This is a genomic window from Arthrobacter sp. ISL-95, from assembly GCF_018613695.1.
GTDB lineage: Bacteria > Actinomycetota > Actinomycetes > Actinomycetales > Micrococcaceae > Arthrobacter.
This window is the reverse complement of sequence record NZ_JAGGPR010000002.1, coordinates 122,005-146,886: the sequence shown is the minus strand read 5'-3', so window position 1 is coordinate 146,886 and position 24,882 is coordinate 122,005. Positions and strand designations below refer to the sequence as shown.

Below are 24,882 nucleotides of genomic sequence, written 5' to 3'. Positions count from 1 at the left end.
GGTCAAGAGAAATGCTGGGGGTCCGCCTAAAAGCTTCCCCCCAGCACTCGAATTGGGCTGTCTGCGTTACTTACCGATGACGCCGATAGGAACGATCTTGCCGTTCTCTACCTTGTAGCCGTACACATCAGGCGTTGCGAGCTCGCCGGTGCTGTCCCACTTGTAGTGCTTTGAGAGGCCGTCCGCATCGTAGGCCTTGACCCAGGAAAGCAGGTCCGCCCGGGTCTGCTTGCCCTTGTCGATACCGGAAAGCAAAACGGTCGCTGCGTCGTAACCCTCGATGGAGTACGTACCGGGCTCAGCGTTTGCAATCTTCTTGTATTCCGTGGCGAAATCGGGAATGAGCTCACCGGGGATGCAGGGGCAGGTGAAGAACGAGTTCGACGAAGCATCGCCGGCCTGCTTGATGAACTGGTCGTCCTTGACACCATCGGGGCCAACGAACGATCCGGTGAAGCCCTTGCCAACCAGCTGCTGGTCGAACGGCGCGCCTTCGGCGTAGTAGCCGGCGTAGTAGACAGTGTCCGCCTTGGCGTTCATGATCTTGGAGATCACGGCCGAGAAGTCCTTCTGGCCGGTGACTACCTTGTCAGAACCAACCAGTGCGTCACCGAGAGCCTCGGACGTCTGCGTTCCCAAGCCGATGCCGTAGTCGGAGTCGTCCTGAACCAGGTAGACCTTCTTGGCCTGCAACTTGTCCGTCAGGAACTTCGCCGCAGCCGGCCCCTGAACGGCGTCATTGCCGAGGGCGCGGTAGAAGGTTGTCCAGCCATTCTTGGTCAGGCCCGGGTTCGTGGCCGAAGGGGTGATATGAACCAGGCCCTTCTGCTCGAAGATGTTGCCAGTGGCTTTGGACTCACCGGAGAATGGCAGTCCCACGACGCCGACGATGTCTTCTTCAGAGACGATCTGAGTCACGGGGCCCGTAGCCTTGTTCGGATCGCCTTCAGTATCGAACTTCTTGAATTGCACCTGGCAGCCCGGGTTGGCCTCATTGTGCTGGTTGATGGCCAGCTGAATGCCGTTGAAGATATTGATTCCGAGCTGGGCGTTCGGACCGGTCTGGGCTCCAGCGTAAGCAATCGTGGTGGTGGCCGGGCAAGTGGCTTTGCCGTCTCCCTTGGGCAAGACAGCCCCCGAAGGAACGTCTACTTTCGAAATTGCAGGAATGTCCACCTTGTTGCCGGCTCCGGAAGACTCCGAAGTGGATGGGCCTGATTGGTTGGCACATCCTGTTGCCAGCATGCCGAGTGCGGCTGCTGCCGCAATCGCCGAAACGAGTTTTTTCCTGTACATGAATAGCCTCCGCGCACCATCTGTTGAGTGGTCATTGTCCCGAAGTTGTGATCTCACTTCGAACATGTGCAAGAGACTACTACCTAGATGTGTCCTAGAACACATTTTCGCTGGTCAGGATATGGTAACGACGCGCATTTCCTGTGCCCCAGGTGGGACTCGAACCCACAACACGCGGATTTTAAGTCCGCTGCCTCTGCCAATTGGGCTACTGGGGCGCCCGGACCATGGTATCCCAGCTAGAGCCGGTTGAATGGCCCCGCGTAGCGGAAGGTGCCATGAACGTCGTCGGGCCATCCCGGCAAAGTCAGTAGCTGGAAGTGCTCGCCCCACGTTGCCTCAGGCGGTTCAACGCCCATGGAGGTGGCCGGAACATAACCGAAGCGCGGGTAGTAAAGAGGGCTGCCGAGCAAAGCGATCGCGGGTTCTCCCAAGGCAGTGGCGCGGGCTGCCGTCTCGCGCATCAGCGCAGAACCCACCCCCCGCCGCTGGAACGGTGGAAGCACGCCTATGGGGCCCAGGGCGACGAGCTTCAAGTCATCGATCCAACCCCTCGTACTCATGGCGTGACCCACAATTTCCCCACCCATCTCCGCCACGATGCTGAGCTCCGGAATGTACTCGCTGCACTCAAAAAGCTCCTCCAAGAGCCCCACCTCAAGGGGCCTACCTTCAACGGGTTCACCGGTCACCGGCGAGACAGAAAACGCCCGGGCAGTGAGTTCCAGGATGTCGGCCCGGTCCTCGGGCCGCTCGGAGCGCAGGACCACACCGCGCGCCAGAAGCCGCAAAACCTCCATTGCCCTGCCCGCGTCTGCCGATGGCACCAGGAGGTGATCGTGGTGGAAACCGGCCAGTACGTTGCAGCTGATTCCTGCGTGCGTCAGCGCCGCACTTACGGCTGCGGTCAAACCCACGGCCTCCAAGGCCGAATGGACCTGCAACGTGATCCAGGTAGCCACGAAATCGTAGCTAAGGCCCAACGAGTCCGCTGCATCGCGGTGAAGAACAACCGTGAGGCTCTCAGCCTCCCGAACGGCAGCTTCGATGCCACCCTCCAACGGCCGCCCGTGCGGCCACAGGGCGTACACGTAATCGCCGTCCCGGGCTACAGGATGAAGGGATTCCAAGAGGGTCTTCAAATCGGTTTCACCGGACATGAGGACAGTCTAGGGGCAGCCGTGGAGCGGGACTGATTAAACGCCGACGGCGGCCACCCCCTCAAGGGGACGGCCGCCGTCGAGCGTGTACTACTTGGCGTCAGCAGTTACCGGAGTCTTGACGTCCTCGGCAACCGGCTTGGCTTCCACCGGCGCCGGAGCGGCAGCAGGCTTGGGAGCCGGGGTGGCTGCGGCCACGAAGGCGCCGCGCGGGTTATCCAGATCCATCAGCTGCGTGGTATCGCGGCCGGCGAAGAAGGCCAGGATCCAGCCGAAGATCACACGGAATTTGCGCTCCACCGTGGGCATGGCCATGCCGTGGTAACCACGGTGTGCCAACCAGGCGAGACCGCCCTTGAGGCCGATGCGGCCGAGCAGGTTGATGTTGGCGACACCCTTCCACTCGCCGAAGCCGGCTACGGCACCGAGGTTCTTGTGCTTGTAGTCGTGCAGCGGCTTGTCCCAGCGGGAAGCCCAGAGGTTCTTGGCGAGCTTCTTGGCCTGGCGCAGTGCGTGCTGGGCGTTGGGGACGCAGGTGCCGTCCGGCAGGCCCTTGCCCGTGAGGTCCGGAACAGCGGCGATGTCGCCGGCTGCCCAAGCGTTTTCCACAATGCCTTCGTCGCCTGCGATGCGGAGGTCCGGGAGGACGCGGACGCGGCCACGAGGTTCCAGCGGGAAGTCGGTGGAACGGATCATCGGGTTGGCCTGCACACCGGCAGCCCACACCAAGGTGTCTGCTTCAACTTCACCGGCGGAGGTCTTGTCCGGCAGGTTGATCAGCTTGAGGTTGCCCTCGGCGCTGTCCAGGGAAGTGTTCAGGAGTACTTCGATGCCACGGCTGCGGAGGTGTTCCACAACCCATTCGGCCTGCGAAGCGGTGACCTCGGGCATGATGCGGCCCATGGCTTCGACCAGGATGAAGCGGATCTCTTCCTGGCGGATGCGCGGGTTGTTCCGTACAGCTGCGCGGGCGAGGTCTTCCATTTCGGTGAGGCACTCGATACCGGCAAAACCGCCACCTACAACTACGAAGGTCAGTGCCTTGGCGCGTTCTGCAGGGTCAGTCATGGTGGAAGCGGATTCGATGCGCTCCAGCACCTTGTTGCGCAGTGCAACGGCTTCCTCGATGGTTTTCAGGCCGATGCCCTTGTCCGCGAGGCCCTTGATGGGGAACGTGCGGGTGATGGCGCCGGCCGCGATCACGACGTCGAAGTACGGGATCTCGAAGTTTTCGCCGCCATCAGAGGGGGCAATCACCGCAGTGCGGTTTGCGTGGTCGATGCTGGTGACGCGGCCCTGGATGAGCTCAGTCTGCTTGAGGTGCTGACGGTGGGAGACGACGGCGTGGCGTGCCTCGATGTTGCCGCCTGCAACTTCCGGGAGGAAGGGCTGGTAAGTCATGTACGGCAGTGGATCCACGACGGTGACGATGCCACCTGCATTCGCGATCTTCTTCTGCAATTTGAGGGCTACGTAGAGGCCGACGTAGCCGCCGCCGACGACGAGAACCCGGGGACGGTCAATGAGCTCAGGGGTGGTTGCCATAAGACCAGAGTACAGTACTTTGTGAAAATCTTCACTAACTACTTCCGGGCGGGAGGATCCACCTTCGAAAGGGCACCCGTTTCGGCCTCTTCGGGCACTGCGGGCGGGTTCTTTGAAACCCTTCGCAACTGAATCGCCGCACCTGTTACCAGGGCAACAAACAGGGCTCCAAAACCAAGCACGACGGCGGCGGGGAGGGCGTCGTCCACAGTGGCCGGCGTCTTCGCAACGGGGACGGTCGGATCAGCGAGCGTGGGGGCAGCACTGGTAGGGCTTGCAACGGGCGCCTGCTCAGGCTCACTGAAAACGCCGCGGCGGTGAACACGGATCCAGTCCCCGATGGAACCCAGCGGGTTGGTGCTGGTGACGGGCACGTCATTCTTCAACGCCGCCTCCGCGTTGAGGATGCCGTAGCCATAGATAGGGTCTTTGCCGGGAGCGCCGGCATCCTTGGCCGTGCTGACGATCCTGTTGATGACCTGGGTAGCGCTCATATCCGGCCACTTTGAACGTATGAGTGCAGCCACTCCTGACACGATGGGCGCTGCTCCGGACGTTCCTGCCCATTCGGCATACGAACCGCCGGGGATGCCACCCACCAGTTTCTCCGCCGGGGCCGCCACTCCGATGCTGATGCCTTGGGACGAGGAGTCCACGCTGGCGCGTCCTTCGCCGTCCAGCCCGGCTACCGTGAGGACACCCGGAATGGTTGCGGGGGCTCCAACCTGGACGTTGCCGCCCACCCGGTTTCCCGCGGCGGCAACGATCACCACATCCTTTTGCTCCGCGTAGAGGAACGCTGCGTCCCAGCTCTGCGGCCAATCGGGCGAAGTGCTGCCCAGGGAAATGTTGATGACCTTGGCGCCGTTATCAACCGCCCAGCGCACGGCCTCCGGTATCTGTTCCTGATCAGTTTTGCCGCCCGGATTGGGCGAGCCCAGCCAGGTTGAGATGGCCAGGATCTCCGCCTCGGGTGCCACTCCCGTGATTCCGTCAGGTCCCCCGGCAGGCGGAGTAGTTGGCGGCGGAGGCGGCGGGGCAGGCGACGCCGAAGCGGACGGCGACGCTGACGGAGGCGGCGTGGGTGCGGGGTGTCCGCGCCCGGCCAACATGGTGGCCACCAGTGTGCCGTGCTCGGTCTTGGCACCGATGCTCTTTTGTCCGTTCGGGGCCCCGGCACCAGAGACGTCGGTTCCACCAACCACGACGCCCTTGAGGTCCGGGTGGCTTCCGTCAACACCGCTATCGATGATCGCGACCTTGACTCCAGCACCCTTGGACACCTGCCAGGCGTTGGTGACTCCCGATTCCTTGAGCCAGTACTCCTTGTCCCGCCATGCGTCCGCATTGGCGGCCGGAGCCGACAACAGCGCACCCGCCAGCGCCCCGCCGGCCAGGGTGGTGGCAAGCGCAGCGGAGATGGTGCGTCGGTGCCTGTATGTCATTGGGCGTCCCGGATACTCAGGGCGATGCCATCCAGGATGTCGTGTTCGCTGGCGACGGCCGCGCGGATGGTCCCGTTGCTGACAGCAGCCAAGCGGCCCAGGATGCGGCGCCACACCAAGGCACCCGCTCCGATGACGTCCACGCGTCCCGGGTGCATGTACGGAAGGGCAGCACGTTCGTCCCGCGTCATTTCCAACAGGCTGGTGCACGCATCGGTGATGGTTTCGAGGTCCAGCGAAGCGCCGTGGATGCGGTTGGGCTGGTATTCACTCAGGCCCAGCGCGTGCGCCGTGATGGTGGTGATGGAACCGGCAACGCCAACCACGGCCGTGGCGCGGTCCAGCGGGACTGTTTGCGCGGCAAGATCAAGCGCGGCATCGACGTCGGCCTCTGCTGCGGCGATTTGGGCGGCAGTGGGCGGATCGCTGCGAAGGTGACGTTCGGTGAGCCGCACGCAGCCAACGTCAACAGAACGTGCCGCGATCACCCCGCTGGAGTCGCCCAGCACGAATTCGGTACTGCCGCCGCCGAGGTCCACCACCAGGATGGGGTCCTCCCCCATACCCGGCAGGACACTGCTTGCGCCGGCGAAAGACAGCGCAGCTTCCTCGTCACCGGAAATCACCTCGGGCTGGACTCCCAGCAGTTCCCGGATGCCGTCCACGAAGACCTGGCGGTTCCGGGCGTCGCGGGTGGCCGACGTGGCCGCGAAGCGGATCCGCCCCGCGCCGTGCTCCTTGATCAGTTCTGCGTAGTCGCGCGCCGCTGCGAACGTGCGCTCCAAGGCCTCAGGGGCCAGTTCACCCGTTGCGTCAACGCCCTGTCCAAGCCTCACCACGCGCATTTCCCGCACGACGTCGGTCAGAGGACCCATCGCAGCAGTCTCCGAGGCCTCAGCTGAAGCATCGGCGATGAGGAGGCGGATGGAGTTGGTTCCGCAGTCAATGGCGGCCACCCGGCTCACGCGGTGCCCTCCTGCTCGTTTTCGGACTCAATTTTCGGCTTCCGCACCGGTGCGGGACGCCCCACAATCTCCGGCAGTCCCTGCGGACCATGGCGGCTCAAATCCCGCGAAGGAGCCTCGCCGGCGGTGTCCCAGGCGCCGTCGCAATAGCAGCGGTCTTTGGTCCACCACTCGGTGATGGAGGCCAAGGCCTCGTCCCCCAGCGGGTTCACGCCCGGGCCGGCAGCCAACGAATGACCCACCAGGACATGGAGGCATTTCACGCGGGTAGGCATGCCGCCCGCGGAAATGCCGTCGATCTCCGGCACCGCTCCGGTGCCGGAGCGGCCGGCGATCTCGTTCCGGGCCTGCAGGTAGGCATCATGGGCCCCATGGTAGGCACCGGCCAGTTCCTGATCGGTGGTCAGTCGCTCATTCATCTCATTCATCAGCCCACCTGCTTCAAGCCGCGACACTGCGGAAGTGATGACCGGGTGGGTCAGGTAGAACGTTGTGGGAAAAGGTGTTCCGTTGCTGAGCCTGGGCGCCGTAGCGGCCACCAAGGGGTTGCCGCAGACGCACCTGGCCGGGATCTCAACAACATCCCGGACCGGCCGTCCCAGCTGGCGGCTCAGGACCTCAAGATCGTGTGCTGATGGCTGGCGGGATTCCTGCGGCACGGCTGCCGTGTTCTCTTCCACTTGCGCTGCCAACCTTCCTGCCCCTTTTGTCGAGTCCCCTGCGGGCACGACGGCGGCGGGCACCGCGTCTAGTCAGTTGCCGATCGTCTGATTGACTCCCAGAGAGCATCCACCCAGGGCAGATTCTCCGGGTTTGCCGACGATCCGGAGCCGGTGCGGCCACCCGGTGTGCCGGCGGCTTCTTCTCCCCCAAACACCCAGTAACCCGTTTCACCCGGCATAACCATGTTAATGCGGTCGCGGGCCTGCTGTTTCACGTAGTTGGGGTCCTGCCACCGGGAAAGCTGTTTGTTGAGCTCTGTTTGCTCGGCTTTCCTGCTGGCTATCTCCGCTTCCAGGGCGGAGATTTCGGCGCGTTTCTCCAGGAAAATTTTCACGGTGGGGGCCAACAGGATAGTGATGGCAATCATCACCACAGCCAGTGCAAGCATCCGGCCGGAGAACGCTTTCGCCGGTACGGGATCGAGGTCTCGGTCATCCTTGGCAGTGCCTGATGTCCCGGATCTCTGGCCTTTGTCTGCAGGCTTGGTGTTCGCGGATTTAGTGCCCGCAGTCTTGGATGAGGTCGCCGTTGGCTTCGCGCTCGCGGGATTCTTGCCACCGGTTGAGGTTCTGCTGGTGGCTGCCGTTTTACCGCCAACCGGCGTGGGTGTCTTTGACGTTGCACGCTCGCCGCCGAACTCGGCTTTGATGACCTCAGCGCCCTCGGATGACGTGCCGCCGGCGCCGGACGGACCGGAACCACTGGAAGTGCGGCTGCCACTGGGCTGGCTGCCAAGGGCGTCGGCCCTGGGTACCTTTGGACGACGGGTGGCCATGACACTCCTGTAATGCCCGGTGCTTGCCTGGCGTTTGCTGCGCTTGCTGTTTCTGACCTGGCCCGGGTAAAGCAGAACCGGAGTTAAAACAGAACCGGCGGCCATGGTGATTCCACCATAGCCACCGGTTAGCTGTTTTCGCTGAAGGCTAGCCCTTGAAACGCGGGAACGCGCTGCGGCCGGCGTAGCGTGCGGCGTCGTCGAGTTCTTCTTCGATGCGCAGGAGCTGGTTGTACTTGGCGACGCGCTCGGAGCGTGCCGGGGCACCGGTCTTGATCTGGCCCGCGTTGGTGGCAACGGCGATGTCAGCAATGGTGGTGTCCTCGGTTTCGCCGGAGCGGTGCGAGGTGATGGTGGTGTAACCGGAGCGCTGGGCCAGGGAAACGGCGTCCAGCGTCTCGGTCAGCGAGCCGATCTGGTTGACCTTGACCAGCAGGGAGTTGGCCGTGGCCGTCTCGATGCCCTGCTGCAGGCGGACCGGGTTGGTGACGAAGAGGTCGTCGCCAACAAGCTGAACCTTGTCACCGATGGTGTCGGTGAGGGTCTTCCAGCCTTCCCAGTCGTTCTCGTCCAGCGGGTCTTCGATGGAAACCAGCGGGTAGTCGGCAACGAGCTCAGCGTAGTAGGCGCTCATCTCGGTGGCGGAGAGTGCCTTGCCTTCGAACTGGTAGGCACCGTCCTTGTAGAACTCCGAAGATGCAACGTCCAGTGCAAGGGCGATGTCCGTGCCCGGGGTGTAGCCGGCGTTCTTGATGGCTTCCTGGATCAGGTCCAGTGCAGCGCGGTTGGACGGCAGGTTGGGGGCGAAGCCACCTTCGTCGCCGAGGCCGGTGGAGAGGCCCTTTTCCTGGAGGACAGCCTTGAGGTTGTGGTAAACCTCAACGCCCCAGCGCAGGCCTTCGGAGAAGGTCTCGGCACCGATCGGGGCGATCATGAATTCCTGGATGTCCACATCGGAATCGGCGTGCGAGCCGCCGTTGAGGATGTTCATCAGCGGAACGGGCAGGACGTGGGCGTTCGGGCCGCCCAAGTACTTGTACAGCGGCAGGTCAGCAGAAGCTGCGGCAGCGTTGGCAACGGCCAGGGAAACACCCAGGATGGCGTTGGCGCCGAGCTTGCCCTTGTTGGGCGTGCCGTCCAGGTCAATCATGGCCTGGTCGATGCTGCGCTGGTCAGTGGCGTCGAAACCAATCAGGGCCGGGGAGATCTCGTCGATAACGGCGTCAACGGCCTTCTGGACACCCTTGCCGAGGTAACGGCCTTTGTCACCGTCGCGAAGCTCAACTGCTTCGTGCTCGCCGGTGGAGGCACCGGAGGGAACTGCTGCGCGGCCGATCTGGCCGTCGGAGAGCAGAACCTCAACTTCTACGGTCGGGTTTCCGCGGGAATCAAGGATCTCGCGTGCGTGGATGGCATCGATAAGCGCCATGGATGTGCTCCTTATGGGCAAATTACAGGAATGAGGAGGGAAATTCTCAACGTCCTCGTCGCTACTAGCGTAGTCCAGAGTGGCTTAGGTTACGGCACGGCTTCCGACGGCTCACGTCATGAAGGCGGAGCCTGGGTGTTCTGAAACGATCGAACCGCTGCACGCAGGGCCCGTTCTGCGTCCAGACCTTGTTCCCGGGCACCGGCGACGACGGCGAGCAGAAGCTCGCCCAGCGCCTCTTCCGAGGCCGGAACAGCAGAAAGTCCGACGGCGGCCAGCGCACCTTGTGCGTCAACGTCCAACCCTGAGCGGACTGCCCTGTCCAGGGACTTCTGTGCTGCTGCCAACGCAGGAAGATGCGGCGGGATGCCTTCAAAGGGGTCTTTCCGCTCCGGCTTCTCGGCGCGTTTGGCAGCGTCCCACTTGACGATGATTTCCTCGACGCTGGCCGGGAAACTTTCCTGCAGGGAACCGTCCGCCTTGAACACATGCTGGTTGCGTCGGACCATCTTGGCGTTGATGCCCCGGGCTACAGCAGCAAAATCAAAGCTGCCGCGCTCCTCGGCGAGCCGGGCGTGAAGCACTACCTGGAGCAGCACATCGCCCAGCTCGCCGCGGAGCTCATCATCAACAGCACCGGCCTCGATCGAGTCCACCACTTCGTAGGCTTCCTCAATCAGGTATTCCACCAGCGACTCATGCGTCAGCGCGCCCATCCAAGGGCAATGCTCACGCAGTGCTGCAATCGTCCCCAGCAGCTCCCGCAGGACCGGGATTCCGTCCGGAATCTCGTCCGTGATCCCTTTCGGGCCTTTGTTAGCCGAGGTTGGCGTAGGCATCGTTGATGTACTCAACCAGGGCTTCGCGCTCGTCCAACGGCAGGAAGGCTGCCTCGGCGGCGTTCAGTGTCAGTTCGAGCAGATCATCGAGGTCGTAATCGAAGGTCTCCACCAGGAGTTCGAACTCGTCCGTCAGGGTGACACCACTCATGAGGCGGTTGTCCGTGTTGATGGTGACGTTGAAGCCAAGCTGGAAGAGCATGTCCACCGGGTGGCTTTCGATCCCGTCGCCAAAGCCGGAGATGGCACCGGTCTGGAGGTTGGACGACGGGCAGATTTCCAGGGCAATTCCGCGGTCGCGGACCCAGGCGGCCACGCTGCCAATAGTCACCATGCCCACGGTGTCCTCGCCGTCGTCGTCGGAGTTGTCTTCAAACTCCACTGAGATGTCCTCGGCGATCCGCACGCCGTGGCCAAGGCGCAAGGCGCGCCCGTCCACCAAAGCGGACTGGATGCTCTCCAGGCCGGCGGCTTCGCCCGCGTGGACCGTCGCTGGGAAGTTATTCTCGGCCAAGTAGGTGAAGGCGTCCTTGAAACGGGACGGCAGGAAGCCGTCTTCAGCCCCGGCGATATCGAAGCCAACGGCGCCATTGGCGCGGTGGCGGACGGCCAGTTCGGCGATTTCCTGACCGCGATCAGCATGCCGCATGGCAGTGATGAGTTGCCCCACCTGGATCTGCTGGCCGCGTTCTTCAGCGGACTCCACACCGGCCTCAAGGCCCGTCTGGACTGCTTCCACAACCTCATCCAGGGTCAGGCCCTGCTGCAGGTGCTGTTCGGGAGCCCAGCGGACTTCGCCGTAAACCACGCCGTCCTCGGCCAGGTCTTCCACGAATTCCTTGGCGACCCGGAACAGGCCTTCCTTGGTCTGCATGACGGCAACGGTATGGTCGAACGTTTCGAGGTAGCGGACCAGCGAACCGGAGTCGGCGGATTCGCGGAACCATTCGCCCAGCGCCACAGGATCGGTGGAGGGCAGTGTGTGGCCGGCGGCCTCGGCCAGCTCGATGATGGTAGCCGGGCGGAGTCCTCCGTCCAGGTGATCGTGGAGGGAAACCTTGGGCAGGCTCTTCAAATCGAAGTCAAGGGCAGGGGCAGCGTCAAGAATGGGCTCAGTCACGTACCAAGACTAGCGCCCGCCGCCGTCCCAGGCAGCAGCTCAGCCAGCGGGTTTGGAGAGGTCCACACTGGCGACCGCTTTGTGCGGCAGCTCCGAGGGCTCCGATGCCGGTACTGCGTTGCCTGCAGCCGCGTCACGGGCCAGGTCCTTCTTTTCAAGATACTTGTGCCACCAGCGAAGGGCGTGGTCCACCACGATCCCAAGGATCACGGCGAAAGCCACTGCAATTCCGACGCCCAGGAGCGGGTTGTTATGCACCCACTGACCTGCAAGCAGGCCGATGCCGATGGAGTAGATAACCCAGGTGACGCAGGCGAAAGCGTCCAGCCAGAAGAAGGTACGGTGGCGAAAGCCGGTTTGTCCGGCCACGTAGTTCACAGCCACGCGGCCCCAAGGGATGTACCGGGCCGTGAAAATGAGGACAGCGCCCCGCTTATCCAGCTCATACTGGGCCCAGGCGAACATCTTTTGGACCTTGGGCCTGCGCATCCATTTCCAGCGGGTGAGGCCGATTTTCCGGCCCAGCATGTAGGCCATGTTGTCCCCGGCCATGGCACCTACCAGTGCGGTTGCTCCCAGGATCCAGAGGTTGGGTTCTCCGCTGTGAAGGGACAGCGCCGAGAGACCAACTATGGCCGTTTCGCTGGGAAGAATGGTGGCAAATCCGTCAATGAAGAAGAAGACCAGGAGTACCGGGTATATCCAGGGCTGCCCGGCGGCATGCTCGAGCATTTGGTTCAAAGACTCCACGCGGCGGTAGCTCCTAGACGAATGTGACTTGACAGTGTGACGGAAGTCGCTCTTAGTGTCCCATGGCCGGGACGTCGTTCGCTACGTCCCAGCCTTGGGATCACACGCTTAACGCTATAGGTGCTGATAAGGTGCCGTCGTCAACCGCCGGGCTGATCTTCCGGGGCCGGAAACGTCATACCGTGGGTGGAGTAGGGGCGTCTTCCTCAGGGATGTTTTTGCCGTCCAATGGTACGGATCCCCGGACTTTGCTGATGATCCGATCAATGATGATTCCCAGGATCACGGCCACCACGATCGCTATGACCGCACCCAGGAGATGGTTGTCTTCGAACCAGACACCAAAGAAGTAGCCAAGGATCACCGAATAGGTGGCCCACAGGACGGCGGACATTGCCGTGAGGGCTACGAAGCGCCGGTGGTGGAAGTGTGTGGCGCCGGCTGTCAGGTTGACTGCCACCCTGCCGATGGGAATAAAGCGGGCCACCATGATGAGCGAGGCCGAGCGGCGTCGCAGTTCCTTGCCTGCCCAACGGAAGGCGCCCTGCATCCGTTGGGCGCGCATCCAACGCCAGCGCTGGATGCCGATGCGTCGGCCGATGATGTACGCGATGTTGTCACCGGAGAACGCCCCCAATGCTGCCATCAAGCCCAGCAGCCACACGTTGGGCGAGCCACTGCCTCCTGAAACGGCGCTCAGGCCTACCACCACGGATTCGCTGGGGATGGGCGGGAAGAAGCCATCTATCACGCAGCAGGCCAGCACCAGGAACAACACCCACGGCTGCTCGGCTGCTGCGAGGATGAAATCGTTGATGCCCTGCACGGTTTCCTTACGGTAGCCGGCTCCCCCACAGGCGCCGGATGACTGGTGTTCCGGACTGTTCTTTAGGGAACAGCCCGGAACACTTAAGCCTAGGCGATGCGGTCGATGATGAGCTGGTGCGCCGGGCGTGAACCCTCTGGCGCGATCACCACGGCATCCTGGAGCGCTTCCTTGGCCCGCTCGAATTTCTCGGGAGTGTCCGTCAGGAGAGTCATGAGCGGCTCCCCCGCACGGACCAACGCGCCGGGCTTGGCGTGCATGCGGACACCTGCCCCGGCCTGGACCTGGTCCTCCTTGCGGGCACGGCCGGCTCCCAGGCGCCAGGCGGCAACGCCCACGGAAAGCGCATCCAGTTCCACCAGGACGCCGTCAGCCGGGGCGTAGAGAACCTCGGATTCCTTAGCCACCGGAAGAGCAGCACGTGGGTCTCCGCCCTGTGCTTCGATCATCCGGTTCCAAACGTCCATGGCACGCCCGTCTTTCAAGGCGGCGGCGGGGTCTGCGTCGTGGATACCGGCGCCTGCCAGCATCTCCTCGGCTAGGCGGACGGTCAGTTCGACGACGTCTTCCGGGCCACCGCCCGCCAGGACCTCCACGGATTCCTCAACCTCAATAGCGTTTCCGGCCGTCAAACCCAACGGCGTAGACATATCCGTGATCAGGGCAACGGTGTGGACGCCTGCGTCCTTGCCAAGGGCCACCATGGTCTCGGCAAGCTCCCTGGCCCGCGCTTCATCCTTCATGAAAGCCCCGGAACCCACTTTGACATCCAGTACCAAGGAGCCCGTTCCTTCAGCGATCTTCTTGCTCATGATCGAAGAAGCGATCAGTGGGATAGCCTCCACAGTGCCGGTGACGTCACGCAAGGCGTAGAGCTTCTTGTCCGCTGGAGCGAGCCCGGAACCTGCGGCACAAATCACCGCGCCCACGTCCTGCAGCTGAGCCGTGATTTCGTCGTTGCTCAGGTTGGCCCGCCACCCGGGAATGGCCTCAAGCTTATCCAAGGTGCCACCCGTGTGGCCCAGTCCGCGGCCTGACAGCTGCGGAACCGCGACGCCGAACACGGCCACCAGCGGGGCCAACGGCAGCGTGATTTTATCCCCCACCCCACCGGTGGAGTGTTTGTCGCTGGTAGCCTTCCGGCCGCCGTCGGGCGTTGTCAGGGACGAAAAGTCCATCCGCTCGCCTGAGGCGATCATGGCCGAAGTCCAGCGCGAAATCTCGGCACGGTTCATGCCGTTGAGCAAGATGGCCATGTTCAGTGCCGCCATCTGTTCCTCGGCGATCACCCCGCGGGTGTAGGCGTCAATGGTCCAGTCGATCTGTTCGGGAGACAGCGTGCCTTTGTCCCGCTTGATGGAAATGATCTGGACGGCGTCGAACGCTTCAGTACTGGTCACGTGCTTTCCTCCAGGTGTTCAGGACCAAAGGCGTCAGGCAGTACCTGGTCCATGGATTTGATTCCCTGCGTAGTCATGAGCTGCATTCCGGGTGCCCTGAATTCATAGAGCAATTGGCGGCAGCGCCCGCACGGCATGAGGATGTTGCCCTGGCCGTCCACGCAATAGAACGCGGTGATCCTGCCCCCGCCGGTCATGTGAAGCTGGCCAACAAGTGCGCATTCGGCGCAGAGGGTCAGTCCGTAACTGGCGTTCTCTACGTTGCAGCCGCTCACAATCCGGCCGTCCTCGGTGAGGGCTGCAGCCCCCACCGGGAATTTCGAATACGGCGCGTAGGCATTGAGCATGGCCTGCTTCGCTGCCTCTTCCAGCGCCTGCCAATCGATGTCATTAGCCCGCATCGTCAACCCTTCACGTACGGTATGCCGCTGGCGGCCGGTCCCCGCGACTTACCCACCAGGCCGGCGACGGCGAAGATGGTCACCAGATACGGCAGCATGGCCATGAACTGGCTGGGCACCGGGGTACCTATGATGCCCAGGATGGACTGCAGGTTGTACGCGAAGCCAAACAGGAGCGATGCGAGGAACGCTCCAATCGGGTTCCACCGGCCAAAAATCAAGGCTGCCAGGGCGATGAAGCCACGGCCGCCGGAGATGTCCTTGGTGAAAGAGTCGATAGTCACCAGGGTGAACACCGCGCCTCCGATGCCAGCAATGGCACCGCCCAGGGTGACGTTCCAGAACCGGGTGGCGTTGACGTTGATACCCAGGGTGTCAGCAGCTTGCGGGTGCTCACCGACGGCTCGGACACGCAGGCCCCAGCGGGTCTTGAACAGGCCGAACCACACCACGGCCACCGCAATGTACATGAGATAGCCGGCAATGGACTGCTCAAACAGGATGGGCCCGATGATGGGGATGTCCGAGAGCAGCGGGATCGGCAGGATGTCCAGTCGGCCCGGGGTGTTGAACTGCTCTTTGTTGGGAACCATCAGCGTGCCGTAGAGGAAGCCTGTCAGACCGGAGACCAGCACGTTCAGGACAACGCCCACAATGATCTGATTGACCAGGTACTTGATGCTGAAGACCGCCAGGACCATGGACACGGCAGCACCGGCAGCAGCTGCCGCGATCAGGCCGATGTAGGGGCTGCCCGTCATGGTGGCTACCAGCGCGGCGGTGAAGGCTCCGCCCAGAAGCTGGCCTTCAATGGCGATGTTCACCACGCCCACACGCTCACAGAGCACGCCGGAGAGAGAGCCGAAGACCAACGGCACTGCCAGTGTCACTGAGCCGGCAACCAGGCCGGCCAGCGAGATGGACGGCTGGCGGGCACCTGCGACGATCCAAACAAGCAAGGCGAACACGAAAACCACGGCGAAGGCGATAGGCAGCCACTTGGGTGACCGCTCTCCCTGTGTCCAGAGGTAAATGGAGTAGGCGGCCATGGCCAGGAGCACAATGCCGAAGACCACCCCGCCCACCTGCCCCGGAATCATGAGTGCAGGGACGGCCACGGCGTCGCCGGCATCGCTGATCTTCATCTCGGCGGTCTGGTCCGGGCCCAGGAAGCCGAAGAAGACCAAGGCCAGGAGTGCAAGGATTCCGAGGGAGAGTGGGACTTTCATGGAAGGCCGGAACGCCGGTAGAGCCGTTGAACCCGACTTCGGAGCGGTGGTTGTCGCGCTCATTTGGCACCTCCGGAGGCGTTGACCAGGGCAGCCTTGGGAGCCGCTTTTGGTGTTTTGTTCTTTTTCTTGGGCTCAAGCCGGAAAATCGACCTGATCAGTGGCGGCGCTGCAATGAAGAGGACGATCAGGGACTGCACCACCAGCACGATGTCGATGGGCGTTCCCGTCTGGATCTGCATCTGCACTGCACCTGCACGGAAAGCTCCGAACAGCAGGCCGGCAAAGAACGTCCCCCACGGTTTACTGCGTCCCAGCAGGGCCACAGTGATGGCATCGAAGCCGATCTGGGCAGCGACGCCGCCCGTCAGGACCTTCTCGGTACCGGACACTTGGGCAACACCACCAAATGCTGCCAGGGCGCCGGCCATGGCCATCACCAGGATGGTGGCACGTGACACCTTGACCCCGGCGGTCCGTGCCGCGACGGGGTTGGCGCCGACGGCACGGAACTCGAAGCCGATGGTGGACCGGTTCAGCAGCCACCACACGCCGAAGGTCAACGCTATGGCCACCAGGAAGCCGACGTGGAGCCGGGATCCCGGGATGAGGATGGGGTAGGTTGCCGATTCGTCGATCCGTGGCGAAATGGGGCTGTTGTCCCCCGGGCGCCGGAACGCAGCAGTGTTCAGCAGGAAGTCCAGCAGGAACAAGGCCACATAGTTCAGCATGATGGTCACGATGACCTCGTGAGCGCCCGTCCGTGCTTTGAGGATGCCCACAATGGCACCCCAGAGAGCACCGCCCAAGACGCCCATGATGATAACCACCAACAGGTGCAGACCAAACGGGAGGTGCCAGGCGAACCCGACGTAGGCCGCCAGCGTGGCGCTGATGATGATCTGCCCCTGGGCACCAATGTTGAACAGGCCGGCGCGAAAGGCCAAGGCAACACCCAGGCCGGCACAGATCAGCGGAGTTGCCACGGTCATAGTCTCGAGCAAAGGCTTGAAACCTTCGCGTGCACTGAACACAGATCCCTGGAAGAGGGCAACGTAGCTCTCGGTCATTGCTGACCACAACGCGCTCAGGAAGTCCGTAGGCCGCGCAAAGAGATAGCCTGCGGTTTTGGCAACCTGCGCATCCGTGCTGGCGATCAACAGGCCGCCGAGGAACAGCGCCACAATGACCGCAAGAACGGAGACAAAGCCGTTGCCCATGACGATTCGGCGCATGAGACTGTTCTGCTGCGGTCCTGAGGCTCCGCTTTGGGAAGACACCGGCACGATGGAGGGCTCAAGCATGCCGCCTGCGGTATCGAGTGAGACATCTGCCGCACGGAGATCCGCTGTGGACTGGTCCTCGGTGGAGAGGGCCGGTGTTTGCTCGTCGTTGGACTGATTTTTATCAGTCATCGGAGCCTCCTTCAGGGCCGACGCCGGCCATCATCAAGCCAAGAGTGTCGCGGGGTGTTCCGGCAGGGACAATACCCACGAGCTTGCCCTTGTACAGCACGGCGATACGGTCTGCGAGCTCGATGACCTCATCTAGCTCTGTGGAAACGATCATGACAGGCGTTCCAACGTCACGCTCGGCAACGATGCGCTTGTGGAGGAACTCGATGGAACCAACATCCACGCCACGGGTGGGCTGGCTGGCGATGAACAATCGCAGCGGCCGGGACAGCTCCCTCGCCATGACCACTTTCTGCTGGTTGCCACCGGACAGCGTTCCTGCGGCCGCACCTGCGGACGGCGTACGGATATCAAATTCTTCGATCTTGGCCTTGGCGTGCTCGGTAACCTTGGCCGGCTTCATGCTGATACCGCTGGCAAACGGCGCCTGGTCATACAGGTCCAACACAAGGTTTTCGGCCACCGAGAACGGACCAACCAGCCCGTCCACGGTTCGGTCCTCCGGAACAAAGCCGACACCGGACCGCAGGACCTCCTTCACCGGCAGTCCCAGCAGTTGCTTGCCGTCCAACGTCACCGAACCAGTGACGTGGTCCTGAATTCCCAGGATGGCTTCGGTCAGTTCCGTTTGGCCGTTGCCTTGGACACCGGCGACGGCGAGGATCTCGCCTTGGGCGATGTCGAAGCTGATTCCGTCCACCACGTTGGTGCCATTGGCTGCACGCACAGTCAGGTTCTCCACCACGAACGTGGTTTCCTTCCGCTGGGCGGGAGCCTTGTTCAAGCTCAGGCTGACAGGGCGGCCCACCATCATGGAGGCCAGCTCAGTGGCTGATGCGGTGGGTGGAGCATCCCCCACCACTTTGCCGCGGCGTATGACCGTGATGACGTCGGAGACAGCTTTGACTTCACGCAGCTTGTGCGAGATGAAGACGATGGAGGTACCGCCGGCCTTGAGCTGCCGCATGATGTCCAGGAGTTCATCGGTTTCCTGCGGCGTCAGCACCGCCGTGGGCTCATCCAGGATGAGCACTTTGGCTTCGCGGACCAGCGCCTTGATGATTTCCACGCGCTGCTGGACGCCCACGGGGAGGTCCTCCACCAAGGCGTCGGGATCGACGTCGAATCCGTAGTGATCGGAAATTTCCCGGATTTTCTTCCGGGTTTCGTCCATGCTCAGCACACCGCCGAACGTGGTTGGTTCCGCGCCGAGCGCCACGTTTTCCGCCACTGTAAAAACGGGAACCAGCATAAAGTGCTGGTGCACCATGCCGATACCTGCGGCCATGGCATCACCGGGTCCACGGAAATTAACCGGCTGGTCATCCACCAGGATCTGGCCGGCTGTGGGCTCGTACAGCCCGTACAGCACGTTCATGAGGGTTGATTTACCGGCACCATTTTCACCCAGGAGGCAATGGATCTGGCCGGATTCGACCACGAGGTCGATGTCTTGGTTGGCGTAGAAGGTCCCGAAGGCTTTCGAGATCCCCTTCAATTCGAGTTTCACAACTCCCACCGTTCTGTGAGTCCGAGGGACGGCTGTACTGCTCCAAAGCCTCTGGCTTTGAGGCCCAGCGTAGTCAGGGCAAAAACGCGCCGCCAGTACCGGGGCTCGGTACTGGCGGCGCGTCCAGGAATTGGTTTACTTCTTGGGGCTCGCGGCCGATTCGACAACCAGCTTGCCTGAGACGATGTCAGCCTTCAGGGCATCGAGCTCGGACTTGGTTTCAGCGGTCACAGCCGAGTCAAGGTCGTGGAACGGAGCGATGGCTACGCCATCGTTCTCCAACGTGCCAACGTAGGCTTGGTTGTTGAACTTGCCTTCGGTGTCGTCTTTCACAACTGCTTCAACGGCTTCGCCCATCTGCTTGACCACGGAGGTCAGCATCAGGTCCTTGTACTCAGGAGCGGTGAGGTAGCCATCGGAGTCAACCCAGATCAGCTTGACGTCCTTGCCTGCAGCCTTGGCTTCCTTCAGCGCAGCGCCTGCACCCTTACCAACCGGTCCGGCCACGGGCATGATGATGTCAGCGCCCTGGTCCAGGAGGTTGATGGTGACCTGCTTGCCGGTGTCCTGCTTCTCGAAGTCACCCGTGAACGAACCGTCTTGGGTGTTCTTGTCCCAGCCGACAACTTGGACGGTCTTGTTCTTGGCCTTGTTGTAGGCCTGGACACCGTCGTAGAAGCCATCCATGAAGATGGTGACCGTGGGGATCTTGATGCCGCCGAAGGTACCCACCTTGCCGGTCTTGGAGGTAGCCGCAGCCGCGTAACCCGCCAAGTAAGCTGCCTGGGCCGTGTCATACACGATCGGCTTCACGTTGGTGATGGGGGTTTCGTACGAGTAGTCGATAATCGCGAAGTGCTTGTCCGCGTTCGCTGCCGCAGCAGCTTTGGTGGCGTCGCCGAGGAGGAAGCCAACCGTGACGGTGAGGTTGCAGCCGGCGGAGACCATGCCGTTAAGGTTCGTTTCGAAGTCACTGTTGGCCTTTGATTCGGCCGACTTCACCGTGATGCCCAGATCAGTCTCGGCCTTCTTGAGGCCCTCGAACGAGGACTGGTTGAAGGACTGGTCATCGAATCCGCCGGAGTCGGACACGATGCATCCAACAAAATCGCTCTTGGTAGCGGTGCCGGAGCCAGCGTCAGGAGCCTGGCCACAACTGGTCAGCAGGAGCGCTGCTGCGCCGAGAGTGGCAACCCCGGCCATTGAACCGCGCTTCAGGGTGGCACGCAGTGGTTTCTTCAATTTTCCTCCAGGAAGAAAGTGATTGGCGCTACGACGGATGGTCAATGAGTGTCCGTTTCCTATACCTGAGGCAGAAATTCTGTTTTCACTGATGCTCGCAGCTGCGCCGAAGCGCATTGATGAAACCCACACTAGTGGCCTGAAACACACCCAGCTACCACAAATGATCACTCCAGGTCAGATTGTTGACCTTTTGTTACCAAGCAGTAGCCGGGTGTGCAAGTCATACGCGATTCACCTGTGGATTAGAGGCGAACCAGCATCTTTCCCGTGTTCGCACCATCCAGGAGATCGATGAACGCCTGCGGCGCATTCTCCAGGCCGTCGACGATTGTTTCGTCGTAGCTGACGGAGCCATCGGCCAACCAGCCCGCCATCTTCTGCGCGAATTCAGCGGCGTGCTGTCGCTGTCCGCCCACCAGGAATCCGCGCAGGGTCAGCTGCTTGCCGATTGCCACGGCCAGGTTCCGGGGCGCCACCGGGGGCTCCGTGGAGTTGTACTGCGCAATGGCTCCGCACATGGCTACGCGCCCGCCAACCGTGAGAGTGGCCAGGGCTGCTTCGAGATGCTCGCCACCAACGTTGTCAAAGTACACGTCGATGCCACGCTCCCCGGCCGCTTCCCTCAGCTGCTCCAGCACAGGGGCATCGTTGTAATTGAAGGCAGTATCAAAGCCAAGCTCCAGCAGCCGGGCAACTTTCTCCGGCGATCCTGCGCTGCCGATGACCTTTGAAGCGCCCATGACCTTGGCGATCTGGCCCACCATGGAGCCGACCGCACCTGCCGCGCCGGAGACGAACACCACATCGCCTTCCTTGAACTCAGCGACCTTCAGCAATCCGGCGTAAGCGGTCAGGCCTGTCATGCCCAGAGCGCCAAGGAAAGCGGAGGTAGGAGCCAGTCCCGACGGGACCGGTGTTGTTGCTGCGGCGTCCACCACTGCATGCTCACGCCAGCCGAGTTGATGCACGACGACGTCACCCACCTTGTGCGCGTCCGAACGGGACGCGATCACCTCACCTACCGCACCGCCGTCGAGCGCTGTATCCAGGCGGAACGGGGCCGAGTAGGACTTGACGTCGTTCATGCGGCCGCGCATGTAAGGGTCCACGGACATGAACTGGTTCTTCACCAGGAGCTGGCCCTCGGCAAGCTCAGGGAGCTGCGCTGCTGCCAGCCGGAAGTTCTCCGGAGCCGGACGGCCAACCGGGCGGGAGGCGAGCTGGATTTCGCGGGTTTCGATTGCAACGGCGCTCATGCTGCGAACTCCACGAGCTTGAGGTCAACGGCCATGTTGCCGCGGGTTGCGTTGGAGTACGGGCAAATTTGGTGCGCTTTAGCCATCAGTTCTTCAGCGGTGGTGCGGCCCAGCGCGGGCAGGGCGATCTCGAGTTCGGCGGCCAAGCCGTAGCCTTCACTGTCCGTCAGTGCACCGAAGTGGATTTTGGCGGCAACTGCTGAATCGCTGAGGTCGACGCGTTCCTTGCGGCCCACCAAGCGCAAAGCAGAGTGGAAGCACGCGGCGTAACCGGCAGCGAACAGCTGCTCAGGGTTGGTTCCTTCGCCGTTGCCTCCCAGTTCCACCGGGCTTGCGAGGGCGACATCCAGTTTGCCGTCGTTGGTGCGGGCGTTGCCGTCGCGGCCTTCGCCCGACGCCAATGCCTCGGCAGTGTAAAGAGTCTTCATGGTGTTTCCGTTCTCTTCGGGAAGGGATATCCCGGGATTTTCCGGGAGGTCTGTTCAGAGTGAGCTGTTGAGGGCTGACGTGAGCTTGCCCAGTGTGGCGTGCAGCTGCCCGATTTCCGCGGGCGAGAGGCCGGCGGCGTCAGCGAGGCGCTGGGGTACAGCCTGGGCGCGGTCACTCAAGGCGGTGCCGGCGTCGGTCAGGACAACATCCACACGCCGCTCATCCTCGGCCGAGCGGTGGCGCTCCACCAATCCCATGGCCTCCAAGCGCTTGAGCAGGGGTGACAACGTTCCGGAGTCCAAGCCCAGCTCCGCACCGAGTTCACGAACACTGCGCGGTTCCTGCTCCCAGAGCACCAGCATCACCAGGTACTGCGGGTACGTCAGGCCGAAGTCCTCCAACACGGGGCGGTAGACCGCCGTCGCAGCTTTGGACGCCGAGTACAGCGCAAAGCAGACCTGGTGGCGGAGGCGGGGTGCATCACTCATGACTAAAACGATAGTGCACAATTCAATTGCGCACAACTGACCTGCGCCCAAAGAACCCAACTGAGTCGCATCTAAGCGCGTTCTGAGAGCTCAAAACGCGCTTAACTGCGACTCAGTTGGGTTTACTGCTGGAGGTCGCGGATGGTGCGCAGGGCAGCTGCGGTCAGGACGCGGATGGCGTAGCCAAGGGCACGCTCGTCAACGATGAAGTCACCGCGGTGGAGATCGTACTCTTCGCCCCCGGGGGTGTGCGTGCCCAGGCGCATCATGGCTCCGGGAAGGTCGGCAAGGAACCAGGCGAAGTCCTCGCCACCCATGGACTGCGGCGTGAGGACCACTGCATTCTCACCCAGTTCCGCGCGTGCGGAGGCCTCGATGAGGGCCGTCTCATGCTCGGAGTTCACTACGGGCGGCACGCCGCGGGTGTGCTCAAGGTGGACGTCCACGCCGTAGGGCGCGGCGACCTGCCGCACGACGTCGTCCAGCAACTCCCCCGCGCTGTGCCAGGCATCGCGATCCAGGCAACGCATGGTGCCGGCCATGTAGCCGGAGCCCGGGATGGCGTTTGGTGCTGAGCCGGCCGAGATCTGGCCCCACACCACCGACACTCCGCTGCGGACATCAACCCGTCTGGAAAGGACGGCCGGAACGTTGACCGCTATTTGAGCCAGCGCGAATACGAGGTCCTCGGTCAGGTGCGGCCGTGAGGTGTGCCCACCGCGGCCGGAGAGCTCAATTTTGATGGTGTCCGAGGCCGAGGTGATAGCGCCGATACGCGTGCCGATCTGGCCTACGTTGATCCGGGGGTCACAGTGCAGAGCCAGGATACGCGGCACTCCTTCGAGCACTCCCTGCTCAATGCAGGACAGCGCGCCACCCGGCATGGTTTCCTCGGCAGGCTGGAAAATGATCCGGACCGTGCCGCCCAGCGGATTGTTCTTGTGCATCCGCTGCAGCGTCAAGGCGATGCCGAGCATGGCGGTGGTGTGGACATCGTGCCCGCAAGCGTGGGTAACGCCGTGGTTCTTCGACGCGAACGGCAGGCCGGTTTCCTCAATGATCGGCAAGGCGTCAATGTCACCGCGGAGAGCCGTGGCAATGGGGCCCTCACCCACGTCAACCGTTAGCCCGGTCTCCTCCAGCCGCCGCGGCTTCAACCCGGCTGCTTCCAGACGCTCCACCAGCTTGTCCGTGGTGCGGAACTCCTTGAAGGACAGCTCCGGGTGCGCGTGGAGGTCACGCCGGAAATCAATGAGTCCGGGGAGGAGTTCATCAACCCAAGGACTCACAACGGGAGCGGGCTCGGTTTCAGTGGTGTAATTGCGCACGTCACAACTCTAGCCATGCACGCCACCCGAAGAACGAAAGCCACCTCTTGGTTACGCCGCGTTCAGACGCAGGACAACCAAAGAGGTGGCTCACGGTATAAGCAGATGTACTACAGCACGTCCGTATCGCCGCTGGCTTTCAGGGCATCAACAGTGCCCTTGACCAGCTGCGCGTGCTCCTTGGTGGTGACCAGGAGTGCGTCCGGAGTGTCCACGATGACCACGTCCTTGATGCCGATCAAGGCAATGACGCGCTTGGTATCGGAGACCACCACGCCGCTGGCATTCTCGGCGAACACACGAGCGCCCTCGCCAAGGACCGTTACTTCATCGACGTCGCCTGCGTTGTTGAGGCGGCCGATCGCGGCAAAGTCGCCAACGTCGTCCCAACGGAAAGTACCAGGCACGACGGCGACATCGCCGGCTTCCGCTGCGGGCTCCGCGACGGCGTAGTCGATGGCAATCTTCGGCAGCGTCGGCCACACGCGCGATGTCACTTCCCCGCGCTGCGGAGTGTCCCAGGCCTCGGCGATTTCCTGCAGGCCCTTGAACAGTTCCGGCTGGTTGGCCTCAAGGTGCTTAAGCATGAGCGCAACGGGAGCCACGAACATGCCGGCATTCCAGACGTAGTCCCCTGCCTCAACATATTTGTTGGCCACTTCCTGGCTGGGCTTCTCCACGAACTCCGCAACAGCAAGAGCGTTCGGGGCGCCTTCCACGTTCAGGGCCGCACCGGAACGGATGTACCCGAATCCGGTGGAAGGGTGGGTGGGCTTGATGCCGATGGTGACGATCTTGCCGGTGGCCGCAGTAAAGATGGCCTCGCGCACGGTCTCCAGGAAGAGATCGTCCGGGCTGATGACCTGGTCCGCAGCGAAGGAACCCATGATGGTGTCAGGATCGCGGCGGTAAAGGATGGCGGCGGCAAGGCCGATTGCGGCACCGGAGTCCTTGGGCTCGCTCTCCAGCACCAATTCGTCGTCCCCTATTTCGGGGAGTTGGCGGCACACGGCGGCGCGGTGCGCCTCGCCGGTTACAACAAGGACCCGTTCGCCGGCCAGCGGCTCCAGGCGGTCATATGTAGCCCTCAACAACGTGCTGCCGGAACCGGTCAGGTCGTGGAGGAACTTGGGCGCAGCGGCACGCGAGAGTGGCCATAGCCGGGTCCCCACACCGCCCGCCGGAATAACCGCATGGAAGCGGTTCAATGGCGATTCCGGGTATTTCGCGTCTTCTGTACTCACCGCAACACTTTATCCTGTGCCGGCGGGAAGCCCCGCAGCAGGACACACGTGTGGCGTTCGTCTC

Annotated in this window: 23 protein-coding genes and 1 tRNA gene; all 24 read right to left on the bottom strand. The window is 62.6% G+C overall.

Going from position 1 to position 24,882, the window contains the following annotated elements; translation table 11 throughout:
* Positions 1-66: 66 nt before the first annotated feature.
* Positions 67-1,296 carry a branched-chain amino acid ABC transporter substrate-binding protein gene (locus J7I86_RS01790; RefSeq protein WP_214815068.1) on the bottom strand — a complete coding sequence of 410 codons (1,230 nt, stop codon included), beginning with the start codon at positions 1,294-1,296 and terminating at the stop codon, positions 67-69.
* 144 nt (positions 1,297-1,440) lie between these two features.
* Positions 1,441-1,514, bottom strand: a tRNA-Leu gene (locus J7I86_RS01785).
* 21 nt (positions 1,515-1,535) lie between these two features.
* Positions 1,536-2,456 (bottom strand): N-acetyltransferase, encoded by a 921-nt coding sequence (locus tag J7I86_RS01780; RefSeq protein WP_214815067.1) that lies wholly within the window; start codon positions 2,454-2,456, stop codon positions 1,536-1,538.
* Positions 2,457-2,546: 90 nt separating this feature from the next.
* Positions 2,547-4,001 carry an NAD(P)/FAD-dependent oxidoreductase gene (locus tag J7I86_RS01775; protein WP_214815066.1) on the bottom strand — a complete coding sequence of 485 codons (1,455 nt, stop codon included), beginning with the start codon at positions 3,999-4,001 and terminating at the stop codon, positions 2,547-2,549.
* 38 nt (positions 4,002-4,039) lie between these two features.
* On the bottom strand, positions 4,040-5,446 hold the full coding sequence (locus J7I86_RS01770; RefSeq protein WP_214815065.1) for a S8 family serine peptidase: 1,407 nt from the start codon (positions 5,444-5,446) through the stop codon (positions 4,040-4,042).
* The gene (locus J7I86_RS01765) at positions 5,443-6,411 is read right to left on the bottom strand and encodes a Ppx/GppA phosphatase family protein (protein WP_214815064.1); all 969 of its coding nucleotides are present in this window, start codon (positions 6,409-6,411) and stop codon (positions 5,443-5,445) included. The genes J7I86_RS01770 and J7I86_RS01765 overlap by 4 nt, the downstream gene beginning before the upstream one ends.
* Positions 6,408-7,091 carry a DUF501 domain-containing protein gene (locus tag J7I86_RS01760; RefSeq protein ID WP_214815063.1) on the bottom strand — a complete coding sequence of 228 codons (684 nt, stop codon included), beginning with the start codon at positions 7,089-7,091 and terminating at the stop codon, positions 6,408-6,410. The genes J7I86_RS01765 and J7I86_RS01760 overlap by 4 nt, the downstream gene beginning before the upstream one ends.
* A gap of 68 nt (positions 7,092-7,159) precedes the next feature.
* Positions 7,160-7,909 (bottom strand): septum formation initiator family protein, encoded by a 750-nt coding sequence (locus J7I86_RS01755; RefSeq protein WP_214815169.1) that lies wholly within the window; start codon positions 7,907-7,909, stop codon positions 7,160-7,162.
* Positions 7,910-8,057: 148 nt separating this feature from the next.
* Positions 8,058-9,338, bottom strand: coding sequence for a phosphopyruvate hydratase (gene eno / locus J7I86_RS01750; protein WP_026542844.1), 1,281 nt, complete (start codon positions 9,336-9,338; stop codon positions 8,058-8,060).
* Between the two features lie 116 nt (positions 9,339-9,454).
* Entirely contained in the window at positions 9,455-10,177 is a 723-nt protein-coding gene (locus J7I86_RS01745; protein WP_396019850.1) for a MazG nucleotide pyrophosphohydrolase domain-containing protein, read from the bottom strand.
* The gene (locus J7I86_RS01740; protein WP_214815062.1) at positions 10,155-11,297 is read right to left on the bottom strand and encodes an adenosine deaminase; all 1,143 of its coding nucleotides are present in this window, start codon (positions 11,295-11,297) and stop codon (positions 10,155-10,157) included. Before J7I86_RS01740 ends, J7I86_RS01745 begins: the two co-directional genes overlap by 23 nt.
* Before the next feature lie 39 nt (positions 11,298-11,336).
* On the bottom strand, positions 11,337-12,029 hold the full coding sequence (locus J7I86_RS01735; protein ID WP_214815167.1) for a DedA family protein: 693 nt from the start codon (positions 12,027-12,029) through the stop codon (positions 11,337-11,339).
* A 193-nt stretch (positions 12,030-12,222) separates the two neighbouring features.
* The gene (locus tag J7I86_RS01730) at positions 12,223-12,873 is read right to left on the bottom strand and encodes a DedA family protein (protein WP_214815061.1); all 651 of its coding nucleotides are present in this window, start codon (positions 12,871-12,873) and stop codon (positions 12,223-12,225) included.
* A gap of 89 nt (positions 12,874-12,962) precedes the next feature.
* Positions 12,963-14,273, bottom strand: coding sequence for a thymidine phosphorylase (locus tag J7I86_RS01725; protein ID WP_214815060.1), 1,311 nt, complete (start codon positions 14,271-14,273; stop codon positions 12,963-12,965).
* Positions 14,270-14,674, bottom strand: coding sequence for a cytidine deaminase (locus tag J7I86_RS01720; RefSeq protein ID WP_214815059.1), 405 nt, complete (start codon positions 14,672-14,674; stop codon positions 14,270-14,272). The genes J7I86_RS01725 and J7I86_RS01720 overlap by 4 nt, the downstream gene beginning before the upstream one ends.
* Positions 14,675-14,676: 2 nt before the next feature.
* Positions 14,677-15,966 carry an ABC transporter permease gene (locus J7I86_RS01715; protein ID WP_214815058.1) on the bottom strand — a complete coding sequence of 430 codons (1,290 nt, stop codon included), beginning with the start codon at positions 15,964-15,966 and terminating at the stop codon, positions 14,677-14,679.
* Positions 15,963-17,318 (bottom strand): ABC transporter permease, encoded by a 1,356-nt coding sequence (locus J7I86_RS01710; RefSeq protein WP_214815057.1) that lies wholly within the window; start codon positions 17,316-17,318, stop codon positions 15,963-15,965. The genes J7I86_RS01715 and J7I86_RS01710 overlap by 4 nt, the downstream gene beginning before the upstream one ends.
* Positions 17,311-18,828 carry an ABC transporter ATP-binding protein gene (locus J7I86_RS01705; RefSeq protein ID WP_214815056.1) on the bottom strand — a complete coding sequence of 506 codons (1,518 nt, stop codon included), beginning with the start codon at positions 18,826-18,828 and terminating at the stop codon, positions 17,311-17,313. The genes J7I86_RS01710 and J7I86_RS01705 overlap by 8 nt, the downstream gene beginning before the upstream one ends.
* Before the next feature lie 135 nt (positions 18,829-18,963).
* The gene (locus tag J7I86_RS01700; RefSeq protein ID WP_214815055.1) at positions 18,964-20,202 is read right to left on the bottom strand and encodes a BMP family protein; all 1,239 of its coding nucleotides are present in this window, start codon (positions 20,200-20,202) and stop codon (positions 18,964-18,966) included.
* Positions 20,203-20,315: 113 nt separating this feature from the next.
* Entirely contained in the window at positions 20,316-21,329 is a 1,014-nt protein-coding gene (locus tag J7I86_RS01695) for an NADP-dependent oxidoreductase (RefSeq protein ID WP_214815054.1), read from the bottom strand.
* Positions 21,326-21,757: an organic hydroperoxide resistance protein gene (locus J7I86_RS01690; protein WP_214815053.1), complete on the bottom strand. Its 432-nt coding sequence runs from the start codon at positions 21,755-21,757 to the stop codon at positions 21,326-21,328. The genes J7I86_RS01695 and J7I86_RS01690 overlap by 4 nt, the downstream gene beginning before the upstream one ends.
* A gap of 54 nt (positions 21,758-21,811) precedes the next feature.
* Positions 21,812-22,246, bottom strand: coding sequence for a MarR family winged helix-turn-helix transcriptional regulator (locus tag J7I86_RS01685; RefSeq protein WP_214815052.1), 435 nt, complete (start codon positions 22,244-22,246; stop codon positions 21,812-21,814).
* 122 nt (positions 22,247-22,368) lie between these two features.
* The gene (locus J7I86_RS01680; RefSeq protein ID WP_214815051.1) at positions 22,369-23,574 is read right to left on the bottom strand and encodes an amidohydrolase; all 1,206 of its coding nucleotides are present in this window, start codon (positions 23,572-23,574) and stop codon (positions 22,369-22,371) included.
* Between the two features lie 110 nt (positions 23,575-23,684).
* Positions 23,685-24,818, bottom strand: coding sequence for a mannose-1-phosphate guanylyltransferase (locus J7I86_RS01675; RefSeq protein WP_214815050.1), 1,134 nt, complete (start codon positions 24,816-24,818; stop codon positions 23,685-23,687).
* Positions 24,819-24,882: the final 64 nt, after the last annotated feature.

What these genes read in the sequence shown, in the direction of transcription:
- J7I86_RS01790 (WP_214815068.1), bottom strand. Translation starts at nt 1,296, where the DNA reads ATGTACAGGAAAAAACTCGTTTCGGCGATTGCGGCAGCAGCCGCACTC.
- J7I86_RS01780 (WP_214815067.1), bottom strand. Translation starts at nt 2,456, where the DNA reads ATGTCCGGTGAAACCGATTTGAAGACCCTCTTGGAATCCCTTCATCCT.
- J7I86_RS01775 (WP_214815066.1), bottom strand. Translation starts at nt 4,001, where the DNA reads ATGGCAACCACCCCTGAGCTCATTGACCGTCCCCGGGTTCTCGTCGTC.
- J7I86_RS01770 (WP_214815065.1), bottom strand. Translation starts at nt 5,446, where the DNA reads ATGACATACAGGCACCGACGCACCATCTCCGCTGCGCTTGCCACCACC.
- J7I86_RS01755 (WP_214815169.1), bottom strand. Translation starts at nt 7,909, where the DNA reads ATGGCCACCCGTCGTCCAAAGGTACCCAGGGCCGACGCCCTTGGCAGC.
- eno (WP_026542844.1), bottom strand. Translation starts at nt 9,338, where the DNA reads ATGGCGCTTATCGATGCCATCCACGCACGCGAGATCCTTGATTCCCGC.
- J7I86_RS01745 (WP_396019850.1), bottom strand. Translation starts at nt 10,177, where the DNA reads ATGCCTACGCCAACCTCGGCTAACAAAGGCCCGAAAGGGATCACGGAC.
- J7I86_RS01735 (WP_214815167.1), bottom strand. Translation starts at nt 12,029, where the DNA reads ATGCTCGAGCATGCCGCCGGGCAGCCCTGGATATACCCGGTACTCCTG.
- J7I86_RS01720 (WP_214815059.1), bottom strand. Translation starts at nt 14,674, where the DNA reads ATGCGGGCTAATGACATCGATTGGCAGGCGCTGGAAGAGGCAGCGAAG.
- J7I86_RS01715 (WP_214815058.1), bottom strand. Translation starts at nt 15,966, where the DNA reads ATGAGCGCGACAACCACCGCTCCGAAGTCGGGTTCAACGGCTCTACCG.
- J7I86_RS01710 (WP_214815057.1), bottom strand. Translation starts at nt 17,318, where the DNA reads ATGACTGATAAAAATCAGTCCAACGACGAGCAAACACCGGCCCTCTCC.
- J7I86_RS01695 (WP_214815054.1), bottom strand. Translation starts at nt 21,329, where the DNA reads ATGAGCGCCGTTGCAATCGAAACCCGCGAAATCCAGCTCGCCTCCCGC.
- J7I86_RS01690 (WP_214815053.1), bottom strand. Translation starts at nt 21,757, where the DNA reads ATGAAGACTCTTTACACTGCCGAGGCATTGGCGTCGGGCGAAGGCCGC.
- J7I86_RS01685 (WP_214815052.1), bottom strand. Translation starts at nt 22,246, where the DNA reads ATGAGTGATGCACCCCGCCTCCGCCACCAGGTCTGCTTTGCGCTGTAC.